This window comes from Shewanella sp. SR43-4 (assembly GCF_014163845.1).
GTDB lineage: Bacteria > Pseudomonadota > Gammaproteobacteria > Enterobacterales > Shewanellaceae > Shewanella > Shewanella vesiculosa.
In genome coordinates this window covers 39,132-59,301 of record NZ_JACJEB010000019.1, presented here as the reverse complement: position 1 = coordinate 59,301, position 20,170 = coordinate 39,132, and the positions used below count along the sequence as shown (strand labels likewise).

The following is a 20,170-nucleotide window of genomic DNA, read 5'->3' as shown; positions in this document are numbered from 1 at the left end:
CAAACTCCCAATTACGACTGCAGCTTTTCAGACAAACGCGATAACTTACCGCTTACCGAGCCATCAATGACTAGGTCGCCTGATTTAATAATTACACCGCCAATAAGCGATGCGTCGATGCTGCAATTCAGCTTAACTTTGCGTGCGAGACGTTTCTCTAAAGAAACACTAATTTGCTGCTGTTGCTCAGAGCTTAGCTCAGTAGCAGAAACCACATCGGCCTCAACTTCTTTTGCCCACTCATTACGGTATTCAGCAAAAAGTAGCGATACTGTTGACAGTATCCCTAAACGACCGTTTTCAGCCATTACCTTTATCAGGTTTTGACCTTGCTCATTGACTTGCTCACCGCATACTTTAATAAACAGTGAAGCTAGTTCTGTACTCGCGAGAGTACCATTTAGCAGTGGCTTGATTGATTCGTTTTCACTCACCAATGAAGCGAAAGTTAACATTTCTGTCCAACTATCTACTGCTTTATGCTCAACAGCAAAATCAAAAGCTGCCTTTGCGTAAGGGCGAGCGATGGTGCTTAATTCAGCCATAACTCAACTCCCTTAATCAAATTTCAGCAACAAGTTTATTAACAATGTCACTGTGGGCTTCTGGATCAATCGTACGTTCAAGAATTTTCTCTGCACCAATGATGGCTAGAGAAGCAACTTGCTTACGCAGGTCGTCTTTCACGCGATTACGTTCGTTTTCAATTTCTGCTTGACCCTGGGCGATAATTTTAGCTCGCTCAGTTTGTGCTTCAACTTTAGCTTCATCAACGATTTGAGCCTTACGCTTATTAGCTTGCTCAATAATTTCGTTGGCAGTTACTTTTGCTTCTTTTAGTTGCTCAGTAGCTTTAATTTGTGCTAACTCTAGATCTTTTGCTGCACGGCCGGCATCCGCCAGACCATCAGCAATTTTCTTCTGGCGTTCTTCGATGGCATTCATCAACGGAGGCCATACAAACTTCATGCAAAACCACACGAAGAGAATAAAGGCAACCGTCTGACCGAATAGGGTAGCGTTGAAATTCACAACAGCCTCCTAGTTAGATTAAAGACAGAAGCGTTAGTTAAAGCATTGCACCCAATGGGTTAGTAAATAGCATAAATAGCGCAATACCTACACCAATCATAGTTACGGCATCTAGAAGACCCGCTACGATGAACATTTTAACTTGTAACATAGGCGCCATTTCTGGCTGACGAGCTGCACCTTCTAAAAACTTTCCACCTAAAAGGCCGAAACCGATAGCTGTTCCTAATGCACCCATACCAATAAGTAGAGCAACAGCAATAGCCGTCATTCCTAATACAGTTTCCATATCTATCTCCAATATTCTAAATCGTTGTTATTAATGATTTAGGTCAAAAAATTTTTCGGTTACCCTTAATGATCTTCATGTGCCATGCTTAAATAAACAATAGTCAACATCATGAAAATAAATGCTTGTAAAGTAATAACTAAAATATGGAAAATTAACCAACCTAGTTGTAATCCTACACCTAGAGCAGATAACGCCACGTTAGAACCGTACATCAATGCAATAAGGATAAATATCAACTCACCAGCGTACAAGTTACCAAATAGTCGTAGAGCCAATGAAATCGGCTTCGCAACTAGAGTCACTGTTTCTAATAATAAGTTGACGGGTATCATTGCCCAATGGTTAAAAGGCTGAAATGTTAGTTCTTTAACAAAACCTGAAACACCTTTGACTTTAATGCTGTAATAAATAATCAGCACAAACACACCAAGAGCTAAGCTGAAGGTAATGTTAACGTCAGTAGTCGGAACAACTTTTAGGTATGGCACACCAGCTAACGAAGCTAATGCAGGTAACCAATCGACTGGGATCATATCCATGAAGTTCATCATGAAAATCCAGACGAAAATTGTCAGAGCTAAAGGTGCAATAACAGGATTGCGGCCGTGAAAAGTTTCTTTCACACTGCTATCTACGAACTCAACAATCATCTCAACAAAACATTGAAATTTGCCAGGAACGCCTGTTGTCGCATTTTTGCCGGCACGGTAAAACAGCCATAAGAACAACATTCCAAGCCCAACCGAAAAGAGCAACGAATCAATGTGCCAAGTCCAAAACCCTTCACCAACACTTAAATTGGTAAGGTGATGTTGGATATAGCCCTGCGGTGTTAACGCTTCACCAGTTGCAGCCATGATTCATCCCACTTAACTTTGCTTGAAATATAAAGGTGCTATCCAATGTACAACTAACGCTAATGAATAACAGGTAAAAAGCGGCATAAAACCGACTTTCATATTGATAAACACTAACGAAAATAATCCAATGGTCAACAGCATCTTTACCGCTTCCCCCCAGTAAAAGCTTTTAATCACTTTTGCTGCAGAGCTTGCTCCACTATGTGAGAAAGCTAGGGTTGCGAATACAAAATTAGGAAGTACAGCAATTACACCACCTGCAAGTGCAGATAGGCCATACTGTGCTCCCCACATAACGAAAAATAGTGTTGAAATAATACTCGCGACGATAGCTTGTACCAGCACTAATTTATAGGCTGCTAACCTGCCACGACGCGCTAAAACATTACCCAACTTCATATCTCCGCATTATTGCTTTTCGCGGTCCTAATGTTAAATTTAAAATATTAAACTAGCCTTAAGATTCAAAAAGCCTGCAAAGTATACCTTTTCGCGCTTTGTTTGCAACTTTGATGATAGTAAAACGACGATTTTGCACACTATTCGGCGCTAAATTATCGAAAACAAAAATTAGAGCTCTGTCACAAACTTACTAATGAAATTGGTTTGATTCACAAATCATCGGATTTTATTTAAAATTCCGTCTAATTCAGCAAGATTCTGGTAATTTATTACAATTTTGCCTTTACCTTTACTGCCATGATTGATGGCAACCTTGGCACCGAGTCTTTCAATTAACTCTTGTTCTAAGCGGCTAACATCATGATCTTTAGCTGGTGTTTCGGCGTCTTTAGTCGGATTTAAGGCTTTATTCACTAATCGTTCAGTTTCTCGAACAGTCATTTCTTTAGAAGCCACTAATCGAGCTAAATTTGTCTGTTCATCACCCTCTAATGCCAATAACGCACGCGCATGGCCCATGTCGATATCACCATTCTCTAACAAACGTTTAACAGGCTCATTAAGGCTATTTAAACGTAATAAATTAGACACACTTACACGAGATTTACCTACAGCATCAGCAACTTGTTGATGAGTTAATTCAAATTCTTCAAGTAATCGTTGTAATGCAATCGCTTCTTCCATTGCATTTAAGTCTTCACGCTGAATATTTTCAATTAACGCGATAGCGACCGCGGCATCATCAGCCACTTGCTTAACAATACACGGGACTTTATTTAATTTAGCTAATTGAGCAGCACGCCAACGGCGTTCACCGGCAATAATTTCATAATGAGTTTCAGAAATTTTACGGATCACTATCGGTTGTATCACCCCTTGAGCACGAATAGACTCAGCCAGTTCTTCTAATGCTTCTGGCGACATATCTTTACGAGGTTGATATTTACCGGGCTGTAATAAGTCAAGATCGAGGTGGAGTAAGTCACTTAGCGGAGTAGATTGCTGTTCTTCAGCCTGATCACTTTTACGACTAGCGGCATTACTGTGGCTTAATAAGGCATCCAAGCCTTTACCTAAACCGCGCTTTTTTAAAGTCATTTTTATATCCTACGCTTGTTTTGGTTGAGTTTGCTGTTCTGCACGACGGATAATTTCACCCGCTAGGGCTAAATAAGCTTTAGCGCCAGCACTCGATTTGTCGTAATACATGGCAGGTGCACCAAAACTAGGGGCTTCGGCTAAACGAACATTTCGCGGTATGACGGTACGATATACTTTTTCGCCAAAATGTTGCTTGAGTTGATCAGATACATCATTAGATAAACGATTACGCGGATCATACATAGTGCGTAAAATACCTTCTATGCTCAGGGTTGGATTGACCATGGCGCCTAGCTTAGTAATGGTATCAATCAATGCCGTTAAACCTTCTAGGGCATAATATTCGCATTGCATTGGCACAAGTACTGAATCTGCAGCAGACATAGCATTCACGGTAAGCATATTGAGTGATGGCGGGCAGTCGATGAAAATATAATCGTAATCATCTTTGATTGGCGCTAATGCATTACGTAAACGGATTTCACGAGCATAAAATTCCATCAATTTAATTTCTGCCGCAGTAACATCACCATTACTTGCGATCAAATCATATTTTCCAACGGTATTTTTAATCACAATCTCAGCAAAGGGTTTTTCTTCGACTAATAATTCATAAGCTGTGTTATCGACTTCATACTTATCGATACCACTGCCCATAGTCGCATTACCTTGCGGATCCAAATCGATCAACAACACTCTACGCTTTGTGGCGGCAAGTGATGCGGCTAAATTAACGCAAGTTGTTGTTTTTCCAACGCCACCTTTTTGGTTGGCTACGGCAATGATTTTACCCACAATGTCATCCTGTCTTTAATTATTGATGTCCGGTTAGCTTTATTAGCGAAAGAAATGCGATTTATTGCTTAGCAATTTTTAATAAATGTCGCTGTTCATCTAACTTTGGTACATGCAATACTATGGTTTCTACCAACGAAAATCCTGTTGGCATGTCGTCTAATTCTTGCTGATTTAACTGGCCTTTTAATGCATAAAAAGTGCCTTTTTCAGTTGGTAAATGGTGACACCAACTGAGCATATCTTGAATAGATGCAAATGCTCTGCTTAATACTCCGTCAAATTTAATATCAGGATTATAAGCTTCAACACGACTTTCTATTGAAGTGATGTTATTAATTTTTAACTCGAACTGAACCTGCTTCTGAAAACGGATCCGTTTACCTAAACTATCGAGTAATACAAACTGCTTATCTGGATTCATAATGGCTAATGGGATCCCTGGTAAACCAGGACCGGTTCCCACATCGATAAAACGCTGCCCTTCAAGATAAGGAGAAACGGTTAAACTGTCCATAACATGGCGGATTAACATTTGCTCAGGATCGCGAACGGAGGTGAGGTTATAAGCCTTATTCCATTTATTAAGCATTTCAACAAAACCTATTAATTGTTTTTGTTGTAATTCAGTGGCCGACATATTCATTTCAGCTAAATAGGATTTAAGTTGGGCAGATAACACAGAAAGCCTCGTAAGTTACGTTATAAAGACGGCAGTTATTATGAAGCCGTAAAAGCACTAAGGGAAGCCTTATGGCTTCCCTTGTGTTATTGATTTGAAAAAATGATCTGTTTTAGGCTATTTTTCGCAATAAACCTCTTTTTTTCAAATGAACTAGCAAAATTGAGATTGCTGCTGGAGTGATCCCTGAGATCCGTGATGCTTGCCCGACAGTATCGGGTTTATGGTTATTCAATTTTGCGATCACTTCATTAGATAAACCTGGGACCTCTTGATAATCCAGATCAAGTGGTAATAGTGAGCTTTCATGACGAATAGCTTTATCAATTTCATCTTGTTGACGCTGAATATAACCCGAATATTTTACCTGAATTTGTACTTGCTCAGCTGCTTGAGGATCTTCTAGTCCAGGTCCAAAACCTTCCAGAGACATCAATTTGGTATAATCCATTTCCGGACGACGAAGTAGGTCTTCAAATGATGCTTCACGTGAAATAGGCGTATTTAATTGTGGATTAAGTACTTCAAGCAAAGGTGAGTTAGGGTGAACCCATTGGCCGCGTAAACGCTGAAGTTCTAATTCAATTGATTCTCTCTTGGTAACAAATGATGCCCAGCGATTATCATCAACTAATCCAAGTTCACGGCCTTTTTCTGTTAAGCGTAAATCAGCATTATCTTCACGAAGTAACAAACGATATTCTGCGCGGCTGGTGAACATGCGGTACGGTTCTTTAGTGCCTAAAGTAGATAAATCATCTACTAGTACGCCAAGATAAGCTTGATCACGACGAGGGCACCACGCTTCTTTGCCTTGAACTTGTAGTGATGCGTTCATACCTGCAAGTAAGCCTTGAGCACCTGCTTCTTCATAGCCTGTGGTGCCATTAATCTGACCTGCGAAATAAAGTCCTTCAATGGCCTTAGTTTCTAATGAGTTTTTAAGATCGCGAGGATCAAAATAGTCATATTCAATCGCATAGCCTGGGCGCATAATTTCAGCGTTTTCCATACCTTTAATTGATCGAACTAAATTTAACTGTACGTCAAATGGCAAACTGGTTGAGATACCGTTTGGATAGATCTCATTAGTGCTTAAGCCTTCTGGCTCAATAAAGATCTGATGTGACGATTTATCTGCAAAACGATGAATTTTATCTTCAATTGATGGACAGTAACGGGGTCCGATCCCTTCAATCACGCCAGAATACATAGGGCTGCGATCTAATCCGCCACGAATAATATCGTGGGTTTTCTCATTGGTATGAGTAATAAAACATGAAATTTGTCTTGGATGTTGGCTGACATCACCAATAAATGACATAACTGGTAATGGTGTATCACCCTTTTGTTCGGTCATTTGTGAAAAATCTATGCTATTGGCATCGATACGTGGTGGTGTACCGGTTTTTAAGCGACCAACACGTATATTTAATTCACGTAATCGATTTGCTAACGCAATGGCTGGAGGATCACCCGCTCTACCACCACTGTAATTTTGCATTCCAATATGAATTTTGCCGCTTAAAAATGTGCCTGTTGTTAATACGATCGCTGGCGCTTCAAATGCTAGTCCCATTTGAGTTACTACACCAACAACTTTATTATTTTCAACAACTAAATCGTCTACAGCTTGTTGAAAAATACGTAAGTTAACTTGGTTCTGTAAAATACTTTGGATCTTTTGGCGATATAAAGCTCTGTCTGCTTGGGCTCGTGTTGCACGAACGGCTGGGCCTTTGCTTGAATTTAATGTTCTAAATTGAATGCCTGCAAAGTCAGTAGCTGTTGCCATAGCACCGCCCAAAGCATCAATTTCTTTAACTAAATGGCCTTTACCTATTCCGCCGATAGCAGGGTTGCAAGACATTTGCCCAAGTGTGTCGATGTTGTGGGTTAACAATAATGTTTTTGAGCCCATTCTTGCAGCAGCAAGTGCGGCTTCAGTTCCGGCATGACCACCACCTACAACAATTACATCAAACCGTTCATGAAAATGCATTATCTGACCTTTGATAGCTAAGAAAGTTGAATTCGAATTTAATCTTTTTTCGATTGGATCATTTTAGCACTTGCTTGTCTTAACGTGAACGATCATTTTTCATTGATTGATCAATATGCGGTTTGCTTAATAGATCTTAAGATCTTTATATAGATCTTTTTATTATGTTTATTATTAGGATCGGACTTTTCTGTTGATAACTTTTATTCCTGATTAAAATCATATAGTAAAGTGAAAACTAACCTGTGATCTGATCGCGATCAAACTCAAGATAACATGGGGATAGATCGGCTACTTATCCACAAGGGTGATCATTGAGCGGATCGGAGTGTGAATAGTACAGAGTTATGATCGCTAAAAATAATAGCTTATCCACAAAGTTATACTTATAAAGGTTATATTGTGGGTAAGTGTGATCTAATCTGTGGATTGATCATGATTTATGCAAGATAAGATCGGGGTTATTGGTGTTTAGATAAGATGCTGCCATTGTAACAACCACGCTAGAGCAGGTTCTTCAGGGATAGGATCGTGTTGTACATCGATTTGGAGCTTATCCACAATAGCATTTGATCCATGCTGTAAAAGTTGTGCGATGATTTTCTCAGGTCCTTGGCAAAAAGTATCATAGCTTGAGTCGCCAATTGCACACAATGCGAACTTAATATGACTAAGATCGGGCTTTTCGATCATTAATTGTTGATAAAAAGGCACGATATTATCGGGTAGATCGCCAGCTCCATGAGTAGAACAGACAATGATCCACAGTGAAAAATCAGCTAATTCATCCAAATTTGGCTCTATAAATACCTCTGTTTGATGATCTAACTGAGTTAGTTGAGCTGCCATTTCATCGGCAACATATTCTGAACCGCCTAATGTTGTGCCTACTAATAATGCTATTTTTGTCATGTTGATTTCCAATGATTAAATTTATTCATCTATTTTACGCTTATTTTTCATTGCGCTGTGTGGGTAATATCAGTATTTTCTTAAGCTCTATTTAACAATATAACAACAGGTTTTAATGAATATTGCTGAAATAACTAAACAATTTGCCGACCTTGCATGGGGTCCACACATGCTTATTTTACTCGTCGGCGGCGGGTTATTCTTCCTTATTTACTCTCGATTTGTGCCTTTTCGCTATATAGGTCACGCGATTAATGTCGTTAGGGGCAAGTATCCTGATGATGGCGCCGAAGGTCATATTAGTCATGCTGGGGCGTTATCCAGTGCCATGGCTGGTACCGTGGGAATGGGCAATATTGGTAGTGTCGCTGTTGCCATTATGGTGGGTGGCCCAGGGGCTATTTTTTGGATGTGGATTAGCGCTATTGTTGGTATGGCAACCAAGTTTTTTACCTGTACCTTAGCCATTATGTACCGCGGTAAAGATGAGAATGGTGATGTGCAGGGTGGTCCTATGTACATCATTACCCAAGGATTGAGTAAAAAATGGCATTTTTTAGCCGTGTTTTTCTGCGTTGTTGGTTTAATTGGTAACTTTCCTTTATTCAATTCTAATCAATTAGTGCAGATCATTCGTGAATGGGTATTTGTTAAACCAGGTCATTTTCCTGCCGATCAATCCACTTTTTGGCTCGATTTAAGCTTAGGTATTGTGGTGATGGTGATTGTTGCCAGCGTGATTTTAGGCGGTATTAAGCGGATCGCGACAGTAGCATCTAAAGTTGTGCCATTAATGATCTTAATTTACATGAGCTGCGCTGCGTATGTAATAGTGACAAATATTGAGCAAATACCGGGATATTTTAGTCTTATTTTCTCCGAGGCTTTTTCATTAAATTCAGTAGGTGGCGGTATTTTAGGGACTATGCTAATTGGTATTCGTCGTGCTGCATTCTCAAACGAGGCTGGGATAGGCACTGAGGTTATGGCTCATGGTAGTGCCAAAACCAATGAACCAGTTAAAGAAGGCTTAGTGGCCATGTTAGGCCCTGCTATTGATACTCTATTGGTTTGTACTGCCACTGCTATGATTATTTTAATCTCGGGTGTGTGGCAAGGTACTGAAGCTGAAGGGGTTAATTTATCGGCGCAAGCTTTTGAAATTACTATGCCTGGTGTTGGGCCGTATTTACTTATTTTATGTGTGATATTTTTCAGCATTAGTACCATATTTACCCAAGCATTTTATGGTGGTCAGTGTTTTGCGTTTCTATTTGGGCGTAAACGTATCCGTTTTTACCAATACTTTTATTTATTAGCCATTTTGTTTGCCGCAACGGCTAGCTTGCAAGAAATTGTTAACATTATTGATGCCGCTTACGCGTTAATGGCAATACCGACTATGACGTCTGCTTTATTGCTGGCGCCTAAGGTTAGGGCTGCAGCAAAAGATTATTTTTCTCGCTTAGAAAAAAGTCATTAGGGTATTCATAGAGATAAAAAACGAGCCTGAAGGGCTCGTTTTTATTTTAATGACAGTAGCTGTCTATAAAAGGGCTAAGTGCTTTGCATGAAAACGCAGATGGTCTTCAATAAAGGTCGCGATAAAATAATAGCTGTGGTCATAGCCTGGCTGCATTCTTAGTTCTAGCGGGTAGCCTTTGTTTTTAGCGGCTTGCACTAAGATTTGCGGTTTTAGTTGTTCGTCTAAAAAGTTGTCCTTACTGCCTTGGTCCACCAGCGCAGGCACAAATTGCTGGCTTTTAGCCATCAACTCACAGCTGTCGTATTGCTGCCATTGTTGCTGATCATCACCTAAGTAGCCGCGAAATGCTTTTATACCCCAAGGACAGTCCATTGGATGACAGATTGGACTAAATGCTGACAAGCTATTATATCTGTGCGGATTTTTAAGTGCGATGGTTAAGGCACCATGTCCACCCATGGAATGGCCGCTTATACTACGTTGTTCTGTTACCGGAAAATGAGCTTCAATCAATGCCGGCAGTTCGTTAACCACGTAATCATACATTTGATAATGCTGACTAAATGGCGGTTTGGTAGCATTAAGATAAAAGCCTGCACCTAAACCAAAGTCATAAGCGCCGTCGGGATCATCTGCGACGCCTTCTCCTCTAGGGCTAGTATCGGGCGCGACTATCGCCATACCTAATTCAGCTGCTATACGTTGTGCACCTGCTTTTTGCATAAAATTTTCATCAGTACAAGTGAGTCCTGACAACCAATATAAAACAGGTACTGCTTGGCTTTCTGCTTGGGGCGGCAAGTAAATGGCAAACCGCATTGCACAATTAAGCGTGCTTGAATGATGACTATATTGTTTATGCCAACCACCAAATGCTTTGGTACTGCTGATACTTTCAATGGTCATTATGTGTCCTTATTTATCAGAACGCAGTTAAGTGACTTTACCCTTAACTGCGCCTGTGATGAGCAATTAAATATTACTTAGCAAAGTGAATCACACTTCGAATACTTTCGCCTTTGTGCATTAAATCAAATGCTTCGTTAATACCTTCAAGGCCCATGGTGTGAGTAATAAATTGGTCTAACTTAAACTCACCCGCTAAGTATTGTTCAACAATACCAGGTAACTCACTGCGTCCTTTAACGCCACCAAATGCGCTGCCACGCCATACACGACCAGTGACTAACTGGAATGGACGGGTTGATATTTCTTGGCCGGCACCAGCAACACCAATAATCACCGACTCGCCCCAGCCTTTATGGCAGCACTCTAATGCACTGCGCATTACATTGACGTTACCAATACATTCAAATGAGAAATCGACACCACCGTCAGTCATTTCAACAATCACATCTTGGATTGGTTTATCAAAATCCTTAGGATTAATACAGTCAGTCGCGCCAAGTTTTTTAGCCAATTCAAATTTTGATTCGTTTAAATCAATACCAATAATACGGCTAGCTCCTGCCATAGTCGCGCCAATAATGGCCGATAAACCAATGCCACCTAAACCAAAAATAGCAACCGTATCACCTGGTTGCACTTTAGCTGTTTTAAGTACTGCACCAATGCCTGTGGTGACACCACAACCCAGTAAACAGACTTCTTCAAGTGGCGCACTTGGGTTAACTTTAGCTAATGATATTTCTGGTAATACTGTGTATTCCGAGAAAGTTGAGCAGCCCATATAATGGAAGATTGGCTCGCCATCTTTAAAGAAACGCGTAGTGCCATCAGGCATAAGTCCTTTACCTTGGGTCGCACGAACGGCACTACAGAGGTTGGTTTTACCTGAGGTACAGAATTTACATTTTCCACATTCTGCTGTGTATAACGGAATAACATGATCGCCAACTTGTACGCTAGTCACGCCTTCACCGACCATGTGAACAATACCGCCGCCTTCATGACCAAGAATAGCTGGGAATACCCCTTCAGGATCATCACCTGAAAGCGTGAAAGCATCGGTATGACAGACACCTGATGCCACAATACGTACCATCACTTCACCAGCTTTTGGGTACATTACGTCGACTTCTTCTACCGATAGTGGCTGGCCTGGTCCCCAAGCAATAGCGGCTTTTGATTTTATAAATTGTGCTGACATAAATGATTTCCTTAACATTAACGACCATGGTCAACATGGTTAAGAGGTATTACTACAGTGTAGTGTATTTAGCTATTGTATTTGTTTATCATACAATGATAATTAGCTTATTTTGTAAATGACTTTTACGAGAATGTAATAATGATGAAGTGGGAAGGCATTTTTGAGTTTGTGGCTGTGGCTGAAACTGACAGTTTTACCGTGGCGGGTAAGCGTTTAAGTATTTCTACTGCGCAAGTGAGTCGACAAATCAGTCAGCTTGAAAATCGTTTAAACACCAAATTATTTTATCGCACCACTCGTAAAGTATCGTTAACCGAAGAAGGTACAGTTTACTATCAGCATTGCCGCCAAGTATTAAACAGCCTTGATGAGGCTGAGCGTGCTATTTCCAGCTTAAAAGATAAGCCACAGGGACTTATTAGAATTACCGCACCAGTAACTTACGGTGAAAAGTTTATCATGCCGATAGTCATTGATTTTATGCAACAATATCCCGACATTGAAGTGATTTGCGAGCTGACTAATCAGCAACTTGACTTGGTGGATGGTGGGTATGATTTGGCTATTAGGTTAGGGCGGTTAACTAATTCAACCATGATGGCAAAGCGACTGACAAGTCGCAGCCAATATGTGTGCGCAGCTCCGAGTTATATCGCTAAATACGGTACGCCTTATGCGTTATCAGAGTTGAGCCAGCACAATTGTTTAATTGGCAGTCAGTCTCATTGGCATTTTATTGAGCAAGGTAAACCCAAGACGGTAAAAGTGCATGGATCTTTGGCCTGTAGTAGTGGTTTGAGTTTATTAAATGCGGCTATTTGTGGTTTGGGGATTGTGCAGTTACCGGGATATTACGTCAATGATGCTATTGCTGAAGGGGAGTTAGTGGTATTACTTGCATCTTTTCAACAACCTAAAGAAGGTATTTGGGCTTTGTATCCACATAATCGCCATTTATCACCTAAAGTGAGATTGCTGGTTGATAAGTTATCGCAACAGCTTTAATTAACCCTGTTTGGTTGTAGTCTATTAGGTTCCCAAGCTTATTTTTTTAGGCTGAGATTTAACTCATGGTTCGCAGATAACGCGCAATTTGCGCTTTTGGAAGGCTGGATATTTTATTGATGATATCAATAGTAATAGCTTGCTTGGGCAGTTGCTGCTGTAACACATCAATTTGATATAACCATAAATGGCTGGTCATGGTGGCATCGGCTAAAGCGCGGTGAAACACACCATCGTTAGGTAACTGGTGATGATCTACAAGTGTGCCAAGCTTATGATTCGGGGCATCTTGGCTAATACGTCGAGACAATAATAACGAGCAAGCAAACTGACCAGTGTAATGCAGTTTATTATGGCTAAATTCAGCATCGAGAAACTTTTTATCAAAGCTGGCATTGTGTGCCACCAGATTAAAGCCAGCAATAAATTTGGCAAACTGCCCCATGACTTGTTTAGACGCTGGGGCATGTTTCAGCATTTCATTACTGATGCCAGTGTACTGCTCAATAAAGCTATTCACTCGCCGACCAGGATTAATCAGTTCCTGAAAGGTATCGACTATTTGACCATTAACTAGTTTTACCGCACCAATTTCAATGGCTCGGTCGCCATTATCGGGTGATAATCCAGTGGTTTCAAAATCGAGTATCACAACCTGATTTGCGAGTGTGGGGATCATAGCTTGATTATTTTCCGATACAAAATGAGCCAAAAATCTTACCGAGCAAATCGTCTGAGGTAAATTTACCGGTGATTTCAGATAATGCCATTTGGCACATACGCAGTTCTTCAGCCAGTAACTCTCCGGCTAAATACACTTCAAGCTGCTCTTTACCTAACTGCAAGTGACTGGCGGCAAGATCGAGTGCTTCCAAATGGCGACGACGTGCAATAAAGCCGCCTTCTAAGTTACTTTGGTAGCCCATTAATGATTTAAGATGTTGTTTTAATTCTTCAACACCTAAGCCTGTCTTAGCTGAGATGCGGTAAACGCTGTAACCTTGTTCTTCAGTATTATTTAAGGTTTCACCAGTTATGTCAGCTTTATTACGAATAACCGTTACGCCGAGTTTTGATGGAAGGCGGTCGATAAAGTCTGGCCAAATCTCGCGAGGGTCGATAGCCTCAGTTGTAGTGCCATCAACCATAAACAAGACTCTATCTGCAGTGGCTATTTCGGCCCATGCGCGCTCAATGCCAATTTGTTCAACTGTGTCGAGTGTGTCTCTTAACCCCGCAGTATCTATGATGTGCAGTGGCATACCGTCTAAGTGGATGTGTTCACGTAGTACGTCACGAGTTGTGCCAGCAATTTCAGTGACAATTGCCGACTCTTTACCGGCTAGTGCATTGAGTAAGCTTGATTTACCGGCATTAGGACGGCCGGCAATCACTACCTTCATACCTTCGCGGATAATGGAGCCTTGCTTGGCACTGTCTTGCACTATGTCTAATTTATCGATGATTTTATATAAGGCATTGGCAATTTTACCATCAGATAAAAAATCGACTTCTTCATCTGGAAAATCAATCGCAGCTTCGACATACAAACGTAAGTTGGTCACTTGGTCGACAAGCTCGTGAACTTCTTTTGAGAACTCACCTTGGAGTGATAGCAATGCACTTTTGGCAGCTTGCTCACTGGTGGCATCGATTAAGTCAGCAATCGCTTCTGCCTGAGTTAAGTCGAGCTTATCATTCATAAAGGCTTGTTCGCTGAATTCACCAGGCCTGGCTATACGTATGCCGTCAATTTCCATGACGCGTTTAATCAACATATCCAGCACAATTTGGCCGCCATGGCCTTGCAGTTCAAGGACATCTTCGCCAGTAAATGAATTGGGACCTTTAAAGAAAAGTGCAATACCTTGGTCAATAACCTGACCGTCGGCATTGTTAAAGTCACAATATTCTGCATAACGGGTTTTTGGAACATGGCCAATAATCGCCGTTGCGACATTAGTGGCTAAGTCGCCTGATACACGAATGATACCTACGCCACCTCGTCCAGGTGCGGTGGCTTGCGCCACAATAGTGTCTGTTGTCACGGTAGTACCTATAAAATTGATAAAGGAAAAGGCGGCTAATCAGCCGCCTTTTTAATCAGTTATACAAGATTGAGCTTAGGCTATTTTATGCCATTTTTCTCAAGACCAGCATAAATAATCTTCTGTTGAGTGATGGCAACTAAGTTACCCACTAACCAGTAAAGTACTAGACCTGCTGGGAACCATAAGAAGAACACGGTAAAGATAACCGGCATCCACTGCATCATTTTCACTTGCATTGGATCCATTGTTGGCGCTACAGGCTGCATTTTCTGCATCAAGAACATTGATAAGCCCATCAACAATGGCAATACATAGTATGGATCTTGTACTGATAAGTCGGTAATCCAAAGCATGAATGGCGCATGGCGTAATTCATAACTTTCAAGCAATACCCAGTAAAGTGCGATGAAGATCGGCATCTGTAACAGAATAGGTAAGCAACCGCCCATAGGGTTTACTTTCTCTTTCTTATACAACTCCATCATGGCTTGACCCATCTTCTGACGGTCATCACCAAAGCGTTCTTTCATCTCAGTCAATTTAGGCTGAAGATTACGCATTTTGGCCATTGAGGTATATTGCTTCTTCGTTAGTGGGTATAAACCACCACGCACTGTCAGTGTTATCAAAATGATTGCTACACCCCAGTTACCCACAAATGATTGATAGAACATCAATAACCAATGGATTGGAATGGCTAACCACCATAAGAAACCGTAATCAACAACTAGGTTTAAGGTTTCAGAAATCGCTGAAAGCGCTTTTTGGTTTTTAGGACCGACATAAAACTGTGAGCTAATATTTTGTGTTGCGCCAGGTGCAATATCATATACCGCGCCACGGAAACCAATGTTAGCTAATCCACCAGCACTTAAGCTTGTGAAAATAGTATTTGAATCTGTTGCTGGTGGAACCCAAGCTGACACAAAGTAATGTTGAAGCATTGCAGCCCAACCACCGAGTGTAACTTTAGCTAGGTTCTTGTCAGCCATATCGTCAAAGTTATATTTTTCATAACGAGTATCTTGAGTCGAGAAAGCGCCACCACGGTAGGTTGGCATCATCATGCTACTTTCTGATTCTTTAATCGTTTGCTTAATTTGACCATACATTTGCACTTGTAATGGTGCAGCTGAAATGTTGTTGATGCTGTAATCAACTTTGATGTCATATTGACCACGGGTAAACGTAAAGGTTTTTACGTAGGTGACACCGTTATCTGCTGTGTATGTAAATGGCACTGTTAATGTGTCTTTACCATCAGCTAAAGAATATGAGCTAGCCTGAACATTATATGTTGCACGGCCTTTAGCGCTGCTATCAATACCATCACGCCCAATAAGTCCACTTTGAGCAATATAAGTGAACTCATTTTGCTGATCTAAAATAACAAAGGGGTCGTTACTGTCGATTTCGCGTTTATGTTCTACTAATGCAGCATAAACAATGTCACCACCAACTGGGCTGATTTTAATATCAAGCTGGTCAGTGTTGACGCTAATAAGGTTTGTCGTTGCAGGTAATTCTACTGGTGTCCCTGAGATATCTGCTTCTGGAACATCAGCACTGTGCTGTGATGAGGCGTTAGTTTGGGTAACAGTTTGAGCTGTTGCCGGTTTTGGTGCTTTATCTGTTTGCCACTGTGTCCACATTAAATAGCTGACAAAAAGCAGACCGATTAGCAATATATTGCGTTGAGATTCCATAGCCTATTTATTACACCTGTCATTTTTAGGGGGGACGGGATCACTACCGCCGGGATGTAAAGGGTGACATTTTAATATGCGTTTCATTGCAAACCAACTACCTTTCACTGTTCCATGTGTTTTTATTGCTTCTATAGCATAATAAGAACAGGTTGGATTGAACCGACAACGCGGTCCCAATAAAGGGCTGATAAAAATTTGGTAACCACGTATAAACGTAGTTGCTAGCCATTGTAACGGCGACTGAGTTTGTGCCATAGCTTTTCTATTAATTTTTGTATCTCTGCATTTTCCATTTCCATCACGCCATTTCTGACTAATACAACGATATCGATATCTGGGATGTCGTGTTGATGTAAACGAAAACTATCTCTTATCACACGTTTAATGCGATTACGTTGGTTTGCACGTTTAACAAAACGTTTGGCCACAGTTAATCCTAAACGGGGATGTTGCTCTGAATTTGGAATTGCGAGCAGAGTTATTTCAGCAGAGGATGCTTTGATTGGATTGGAGAATACAGATTTAAATTGCGCGGGAGTTAACAAACGTAACTCCCGCGAAAAGGTATAGCTAGTCACCTAGTTATCTACTTACGCAGATAAACGAGCGCGACCTTTCGCACGACGACGTGCAAGCACCTTACGGCCGCCTACAGTAGCCATACGAGCGCGGAAGCCGTGAGAACGCTTGCGCTTCAGGTTGCTAGGTTGAAAAGTACGTTTACTCATGATGGCAATCCGTCTTTGTTAGTGAATTTTCCTTATCTCCAACATTAGAGGTAAGGGCAAAAAAGAGGCCGAATTGTAATCACTTTAAGTACTGTCGTCAATAACGAAAGTACTTATATGATAAATTTCTGCCAATCTTTATTTGAAGCTACTAAGCATTAAGCACCATAAGATGTGGATAAGTCTGTGTACAGACACTATATCTTGTGGATCTTTCGTTGTTTCAGCAGATCAAAGAAAGGCTATTATAGATCAAGTTGGATCGGTTAATAAAGCTGGATTTGCTTGATTTTTACTATTTACCGATCGATTTTGATCATGGAAGATCATCCATTTATACACAGAATGATCTCGCTGGGGATAATTCTGCTTTAAAGGATAGCGATCATTGTGATCTCACTATAGAATACATCTCCTTTGATTAAAGATATTTGGGGATAAATAAGTGGCGGTTTCACTTTGGCAACAATGTATCGGTAGACTACAAGACGAGTTATCAGCACAGCAGTTCAGTATGTGGATCCGTCCGTTACAAGCTGAAATGGATGGTGATACATTAGTTTTGTATGCACCTAATCGTTTTGTGCTGGATTGGGTACGCGATAAATACATCAATATCATTAATCAATTTTTTACTGAACAAATGGGCAGTAATGCACCTAAGTTACGTTTTGATATTGGTAGCCGTCCTTCTGCACGTCCGGTTGCGCCAGCTCCGGTAGCGGTTAAGCCTGTGAATCGTCAAACCAAAGCTCAAGTGGGAACGACGTCTTTTAATACCCAAGCCGAACCGATTATTAATCCTAATCATCGTAGTAATATTAATCCTACCTATCAATTTGATAACTTCGTTGAAGGTAAATCGAATCAGTTAGGTAAAGCTGCGGCTTTACAAGTATCTGAAAATCCAGGTGGCGCTTATAATCCGTTGTTTTTATATGGCGGCACGGGTTTAGGTAAAACTCATCTTTTACACGCAGTTGGCAATGGTATTATTAAAAATAATCCCAATGCTAAAGTGGTGTACATGCACTCTGAGCGTTTTGTTCAGGACATGGTTAAAGCATTACAAAACAACGCGATCGAAGAGTTTAAGCGTTATTATCGTAGCGTCGATGCATTATTTATTGATGATATTCAATTTTTTGCCAATAAAGATCGTTCTCAAGAAGAGTTTTTCCATACCTTTAATGCATTATTAGAAGGTAATCATCAAATTATTTTAACCTCAGATCGTTATCCTAAAGAGATTGACGGGGTCGAGGATCGTTTAAAATCACGCTTTGGTTGGGGTTTAACGGTAGCGATTGAGCCACCTGAGTTAGAAACCCGCGTAGCGATTTTAATGCGTAAAGCACAAGAGAGCGGAATAAACCTACCTGATGAAGTGGCATTTTTTATTGCTAAGCGTTTACGTTCAAACGTACGTGAGTTAGAAGGCGCGCTAAACCGCGTGATTGCTAATGCTAACTTTACTGGTCGTCCAATTACTATCGACTTTGTGCGTGAAGCATTAAGAGATCTCTTGGCACTGCAAGAAAAATTAGTCACTATAGACAATATTCAGAAGACAGTTGCTGAATACTACAAAATAAAAATGGCAGATATGCTGTCTAAACGCCGTTCTCGCAGTGTGGCAAGGCCTAGACAAGTGGCGATGGCGCTATCTAAAGAACTTACTAACCAAAGTTTACCGGAAATAGGTGATGCTTTTGGTGGTCGTGACCATACGACAGTATTACATGCTTGTCGTAAAATCGCTCAATTGCGCGAAGAAAGTCATGATATTAAAGAAGATTATGCTAACTTGATTAGAACTTTGTCTTCTTAATTCAGGGAATCTAGACACGATGAAATTTTCAATTGATAGGGACGCCCTATTAAAGCCGTTGCAGCTAGTGTGCGGCGCGGTAGAACGCAGACACAATTTACCTATTTTAGCCAACTTATTAGTTGAAGTTAGTGAGTCTTCACTTAAGCTAACGGGCACTGATTTAGAAGTTGAGTTAGTGGGCCAAGCGGCAATTCATGGTGATATTGATGTCGGTCGTACGACCGTTCCTGCCAAAAAACTGCTGGATATTGTTAAGTCATTGCCAGAGCAAAGTGAATTAAAAGTCGAACAGCAAGATAATAAATGGTTATTGCGTTCTGGCCGTAGCCGTTTTTCCTTAGCAACATTACCTGCCGAAGATTACCCCAACGTTGAAGCATTCCAAGCGGATATTGAATTTAGCTTAAAGCAAGGTGTGTTGAAGTCGATAATTGACTCTACTCAGTTTTCAATGGCCAACCAAGATGTGCGTTATTATCTTAATGGATTGTTATTTGAAACCGAAGGTAATGTATTACGTGCTATCGCTACAGATGGACACCGTTTAGCATTAAGCCATCGCACCCTTGAGGTGACATTACCTGAAAAGCAAGTCATTGTACCGCGCAAAGGTGTGGTTGAAATGGCGCGCTTACTCGACAGTGACGATCAGGACATCACCATTGCTATTGGTGATAATGCCATTCGAGCGGTTACCAGTTCTGCTGTGTTTACCAGTAAACTTGTTGATGGACGTTTCCCTGATTACCGCCGAGTGTTACCTAAAGGTGGCAACAAAGTGGTCATTGCCAGTCGTAATCAACTAAAGCAAGCGTTAACCCGTGCCTCTATTCTGTCGAATGAAAAATTCCGTGGTGTACGTATTCAGCTTGAATCTGGTTTATTAAAAATTACCGCTAATAATCCTGAGCAAGAAGAAGCTGAAGAGATCATTGATGTTGAATATGACTCTGACAATCTAGAAATTGGTTTTAACGTTAGTTATCTACTTGATGTTTTAAATAACTTAGCCAGTGACGAAGTTCGTATTACTCTAATTGATGGCAATTCGAGTGCCTTGATTGAAAACCACAAAGAAGAAGATTCTATGTATGTGGTGATGCCAATGCGTCTATAACGGATTATTGTCTAACAAGTTATATAAGGTGCTGTAAGGCGCCTTATTT

At 40.8% G+C, this 20,170-nt stretch carries 22 protein-coding genes; 4 read left to right on the top strand and 18 right to left on the bottom strand.

Annotated features, from left to right (window positions below; translation table 11 throughout):
* Positions 1-11: 11 nt before the first annotated feature.
* The 10 genes from atpH to mioC form a co-directional block, all read right to left on the bottom strand.
* Positions 12-545, bottom strand: a complete 534-nt coding sequence (gene atpH, locus H5123_RS17915; protein WP_124016587.1) for a F0F1 ATP synthase subunit delta — start codon at positions 543-545, stop codon at positions 12-14.
* A 16-nt stretch (positions 546-561) separates the two neighbouring features.
* A complete protein-coding gene (atpF, locus tag H5123_RS17910; protein ID WP_124016586.1) occupies positions 562-1,032 on the bottom strand; it encodes a F0F1 ATP synthase subunit B in 471 nt (156 codons plus the stop codon).
* Between the two features lie 37 nt (positions 1,033-1,069).
* Entirely contained in the window at positions 1,070-1,321 is a 252-nt protein-coding gene (gene atpE, locus H5123_RS17905) for a F0F1 ATP synthase subunit C (RefSeq protein WP_011639455.1), read from the bottom strand.
* Between the two features lie 65 nt (positions 1,322-1,386).
* Entirely contained in the window at positions 1,387-2,181 is a 795-nt protein-coding gene (gene atpB / locus H5123_RS17900; protein WP_124016585.1) for a F0F1 ATP synthase subunit A, read from the bottom strand.
* 12 nt (positions 2,182-2,193) lie between these two features.
* Positions 2,194-2,577: an ATP synthase subunit I gene (locus tag H5123_RS17895; protein WP_124016769.1), complete on the bottom strand. Its 384-nt coding sequence runs from the start codon at positions 2,575-2,577 to the stop codon at positions 2,194-2,196.
* Between the two features lie 225 nt (positions 2,578-2,802).
* Complete coding sequence (locus tag H5123_RS17890) at positions 2,803-3,684, bottom strand: ParB/RepB/Spo0J family partition protein (RefSeq protein WP_124016584.1); 882 nt, start codon at positions 3,682-3,684, stop codon at positions 2,803-2,805.
* Between the two features lie 9 nt (positions 3,685-3,693).
* Positions 3,694-4,482, bottom strand: a complete 789-nt coding sequence (locus H5123_RS17885; protein ID WP_124016583.1) for a ParA family protein — start codon at positions 4,480-4,482, stop codon at positions 3,694-3,696.
* Between the two features lie 61 nt (positions 4,483-4,543).
* On the bottom strand, positions 4,544-5,164 hold the full coding sequence (gene rsmG, locus H5123_RS17880) for a 16S rRNA (guanine(527)-N(7))-methyltransferase RsmG (protein WP_182698831.1): 621 nt from the start codon (positions 5,162-5,164) through the stop codon (positions 4,544-4,546).
* A gap of 112 nt (positions 5,165-5,276) precedes the next feature.
* Positions 5,277-7,166 (bottom strand): tRNA uridine-5-carboxymethylaminomethyl(34) synthesis enzyme MnmG, encoded by a 1,890-nt coding sequence (mnmG, locus tag H5123_RS17875; RefSeq protein WP_124016581.1) that lies wholly within the window; start codon positions 7,164-7,166, stop codon positions 5,277-5,279.
* A gap of 471 nt (positions 7,167-7,637) precedes the next feature.
* Positions 7,638-8,078, bottom strand: a complete 441-nt coding sequence (mioC, locus tag H5123_RS17870; protein WP_182698830.1) for an FMN-binding protein MioC — start codon at positions 8,076-8,078, stop codon at positions 7,638-7,640.
* Between the two features lie 115 nt (positions 8,079-8,193).
* Between mioC and H5123_RS17865 the strand changes: the two genes are divergently transcribed.
* Positions 8,194-9,561 carry a sodium:alanine symporter family protein gene (locus H5123_RS17865; RefSeq protein ID WP_182698829.1) on the top strand — a complete coding sequence of 456 codons (1,368 nt, stop codon included), beginning with the start codon at positions 8,194-8,196 and terminating at the stop codon, positions 9,559-9,561.
* A gap of 63 nt (positions 9,562-9,624) precedes the next feature.
* Here H5123_RS17865 and fghA read toward each other — a convergent pair whose 3' ends face one another.
* Positions 9,625-10,470 (bottom strand): S-formylglutathione hydrolase, encoded by an 846-nt coding sequence (gene fghA, locus H5123_RS17860; RefSeq protein WP_124016578.1) that lies wholly within the window; start codon positions 10,468-10,470, stop codon positions 9,625-9,627.
* Positions 10,471-10,543: 73 nt separating this feature from the next.
* Positions 10,544-11,674 carry an S-(hydroxymethyl)glutathione dehydrogenase/class III alcohol dehydrogenase gene (locus H5123_RS17855; protein ID WP_182698828.1) on the bottom strand — a complete coding sequence of 377 codons (1,131 nt, stop codon included), beginning with the start codon at positions 11,672-11,674 and terminating at the stop codon, positions 10,544-10,546.
* A 141-nt stretch (positions 11,675-11,815) separates the two neighbouring features.
* Between H5123_RS17855 and H5123_RS17850 the strand changes: the two genes are divergently transcribed.
* Entirely contained in the window at positions 11,816-12,682 is an 867-nt protein-coding gene (locus tag H5123_RS17850) for a LysR substrate-binding domain-containing protein (RefSeq protein ID WP_182698827.1), read from the top strand.
* Positions 12,683-12,740: 58 nt separating this feature from the next.
* On the opposite strand, the gene H5123_RS17845 is transcribed toward H5123_RS17850, so the two are convergent.
* From H5123_RS17845 to rpmH, 6 genes are all read right to left on the bottom strand, one after another.
* Positions 12,741-13,361 (bottom strand): PolC-type DNA polymerase III, encoded by a 621-nt coding sequence (locus H5123_RS17845; RefSeq protein ID WP_182698847.1) that lies wholly within the window; start codon positions 13,359-13,361, stop codon positions 12,741-12,743.
* A gap of 7 nt (positions 13,362-13,368) precedes the next feature.
* A complete protein-coding gene (gene mnmE / locus H5123_RS17840) occupies positions 13,369-14,730 on the bottom strand; it encodes a tRNA uridine-5-carboxymethylaminomethyl(34) synthesis GTPase MnmE (RefSeq protein WP_182698826.1) in 1,362 nt (453 codons plus the stop codon).
* Between the two features lie 80 nt (positions 14,731-14,810).
* Positions 14,811-16,439 (bottom strand): membrane protein insertase YidC, encoded by a 1,629-nt coding sequence (gene yidC, locus H5123_RS17835; RefSeq protein WP_124016574.1) that lies wholly within the window; start codon positions 16,437-16,439, stop codon positions 14,811-14,813.
* Between the two features lie 3 nt (positions 16,440-16,442).
* A complete protein-coding gene (gene yidD, locus H5123_RS17830; protein WP_124016573.1) occupies positions 16,443-16,697 on the bottom strand; it encodes a membrane protein insertion efficiency factor YidD in 255 nt (84 codons plus the stop codon).
* Entirely contained in the window at positions 16,664-17,020 is a 357-nt protein-coding gene (gene rnpA, locus H5123_RS17825) for a ribonuclease P protein component (RefSeq protein ID WP_124016572.1), read from the bottom strand. The genes yidD and rnpA overlap by 34 nt, the downstream gene beginning before the upstream one ends.
* A 12-nt stretch (positions 17,021-17,032) precedes the next feature.
* A complete protein-coding gene (gene rpmH / locus H5123_RS17820) occupies positions 17,033-17,170 on the bottom strand; it encodes a 50S ribosomal protein L34 (RefSeq protein WP_006083827.1) in 138 nt (45 codons plus the stop codon).
* A 445-nt stretch (positions 17,171-17,615) separates the two neighbouring features.
* Between rpmH and dnaA the strand changes: the two genes are divergently transcribed.
* On the top strand, positions 17,616-19,001 hold the full coding sequence (gene dnaA, locus H5123_RS17815) for a chromosomal replication initiator protein DnaA (protein ID WP_124016571.1): 1,386 nt from the start codon (positions 17,616-17,618) through the stop codon (positions 18,999-19,001).
* A 19-nt stretch (positions 19,002-19,020) separates the two neighbouring features.
* Complete coding sequence (gene dnaN / locus H5123_RS17810) at positions 19,021-20,121, top strand: DNA polymerase III subunit beta (RefSeq protein ID WP_124016570.1); 1,101 nt, start codon at positions 19,021-19,023, stop codon at positions 20,119-20,121.
* The last annotated feature ends 49 nt before the right edge of the window (positions 20,122-20,170 follow it).

Bases quoted from the DNA above. Each gene is read 5' to 3' on its own strand.
- H5123_RS17865 (WP_182698829.1), top strand. From the start codon at position 8,194: ATGAATATTGCTGAAATAACTAAACAATTTGCCGACCTTGCATGGGGT.
- H5123_RS17855 (WP_182698828.1), bottom strand. From the start codon at position 11,674: ATGTCAGCACAATTTATAAAATCAAAAGCCGCTATTGCTTGGGGACCA.
- mioC (WP_182698830.1), bottom strand. From the start codon at position 8,078: ATGACAAAAATAGCATTATTAGTAGGCACAACATTAGGCGGTTCAGAA.
- yidD (WP_124016573.1), bottom strand. From the start codon at position 16,697: ATGGCACAAACTCAGTCGCCGTTACAATGGCTAGCAACTACGTTTATA.
- atpH (WP_124016587.1), bottom strand. From the start codon at position 545: ATGGCTGAATTAAGCACCATCGCTCGCCCTTACGCAAAGGCAGCTTTT.
- H5123_RS17890 (WP_124016584.1), bottom strand. From the start codon at position 3,684: ATGACTTTAAAAAAGCGCGGTTTAGGTAAAGGCTTGGATGCCTTATTA.
- dnaN (WP_124016570.1), top strand. From the start codon at position 19,021: ATGAAATTTTCAATTGATAGGGACGCCCTATTAAAGCCGTTGCAGCTA.
- yidC (WP_124016574.1), bottom strand. From the start codon at position 16,439: ATGGAATCTCAACGCAATATATTGCTAATCGGTCTGCTTTTTGTCAGC.
- rpmH (WP_006083827.1), bottom strand. From the start codon at position 17,170: ATGAGTAAACGTACTTTTCAACCTAGCAACCTGAAGCGCAAGCGTTCT.
- H5123_RS17850 (WP_182698827.1), top strand. From the start codon at position 11,816: ATGATGAAGTGGGAAGGCATTTTTGAGTTTGTGGCTGTGGCTGAAACT.
- mnmG (WP_124016581.1), bottom strand. From the start codon at position 7,166: ATGCATTTTCATGAACGGTTTGATGTAATTGTTGTAGGTGGTGGTCAT.
- H5123_RS17845 (WP_182698847.1), bottom strand. From the start codon at position 13,361: ATGATCCCCACACTCGCAAATCAGGTTGTGATACTCGATTTTGAAACC.
- atpE (WP_011639455.1), bottom strand. From the start codon at position 1,321: ATGGAAACTGTATTAGGAATGACGGCTATTGCTGTTGCTCTACTTATT.
- fghA (WP_124016578.1), bottom strand. From the start codon at position 10,470: ATGACCATTGAAAGTATCAGCAGTACCAAAGCATTTGGTGGTTGGCAT.
- atpB (WP_124016585.1), bottom strand. From the start codon at position 2,181: ATGGCTGCAACTGGTGAAGCGTTAACACCGCAGGGCTATATCCAACAT.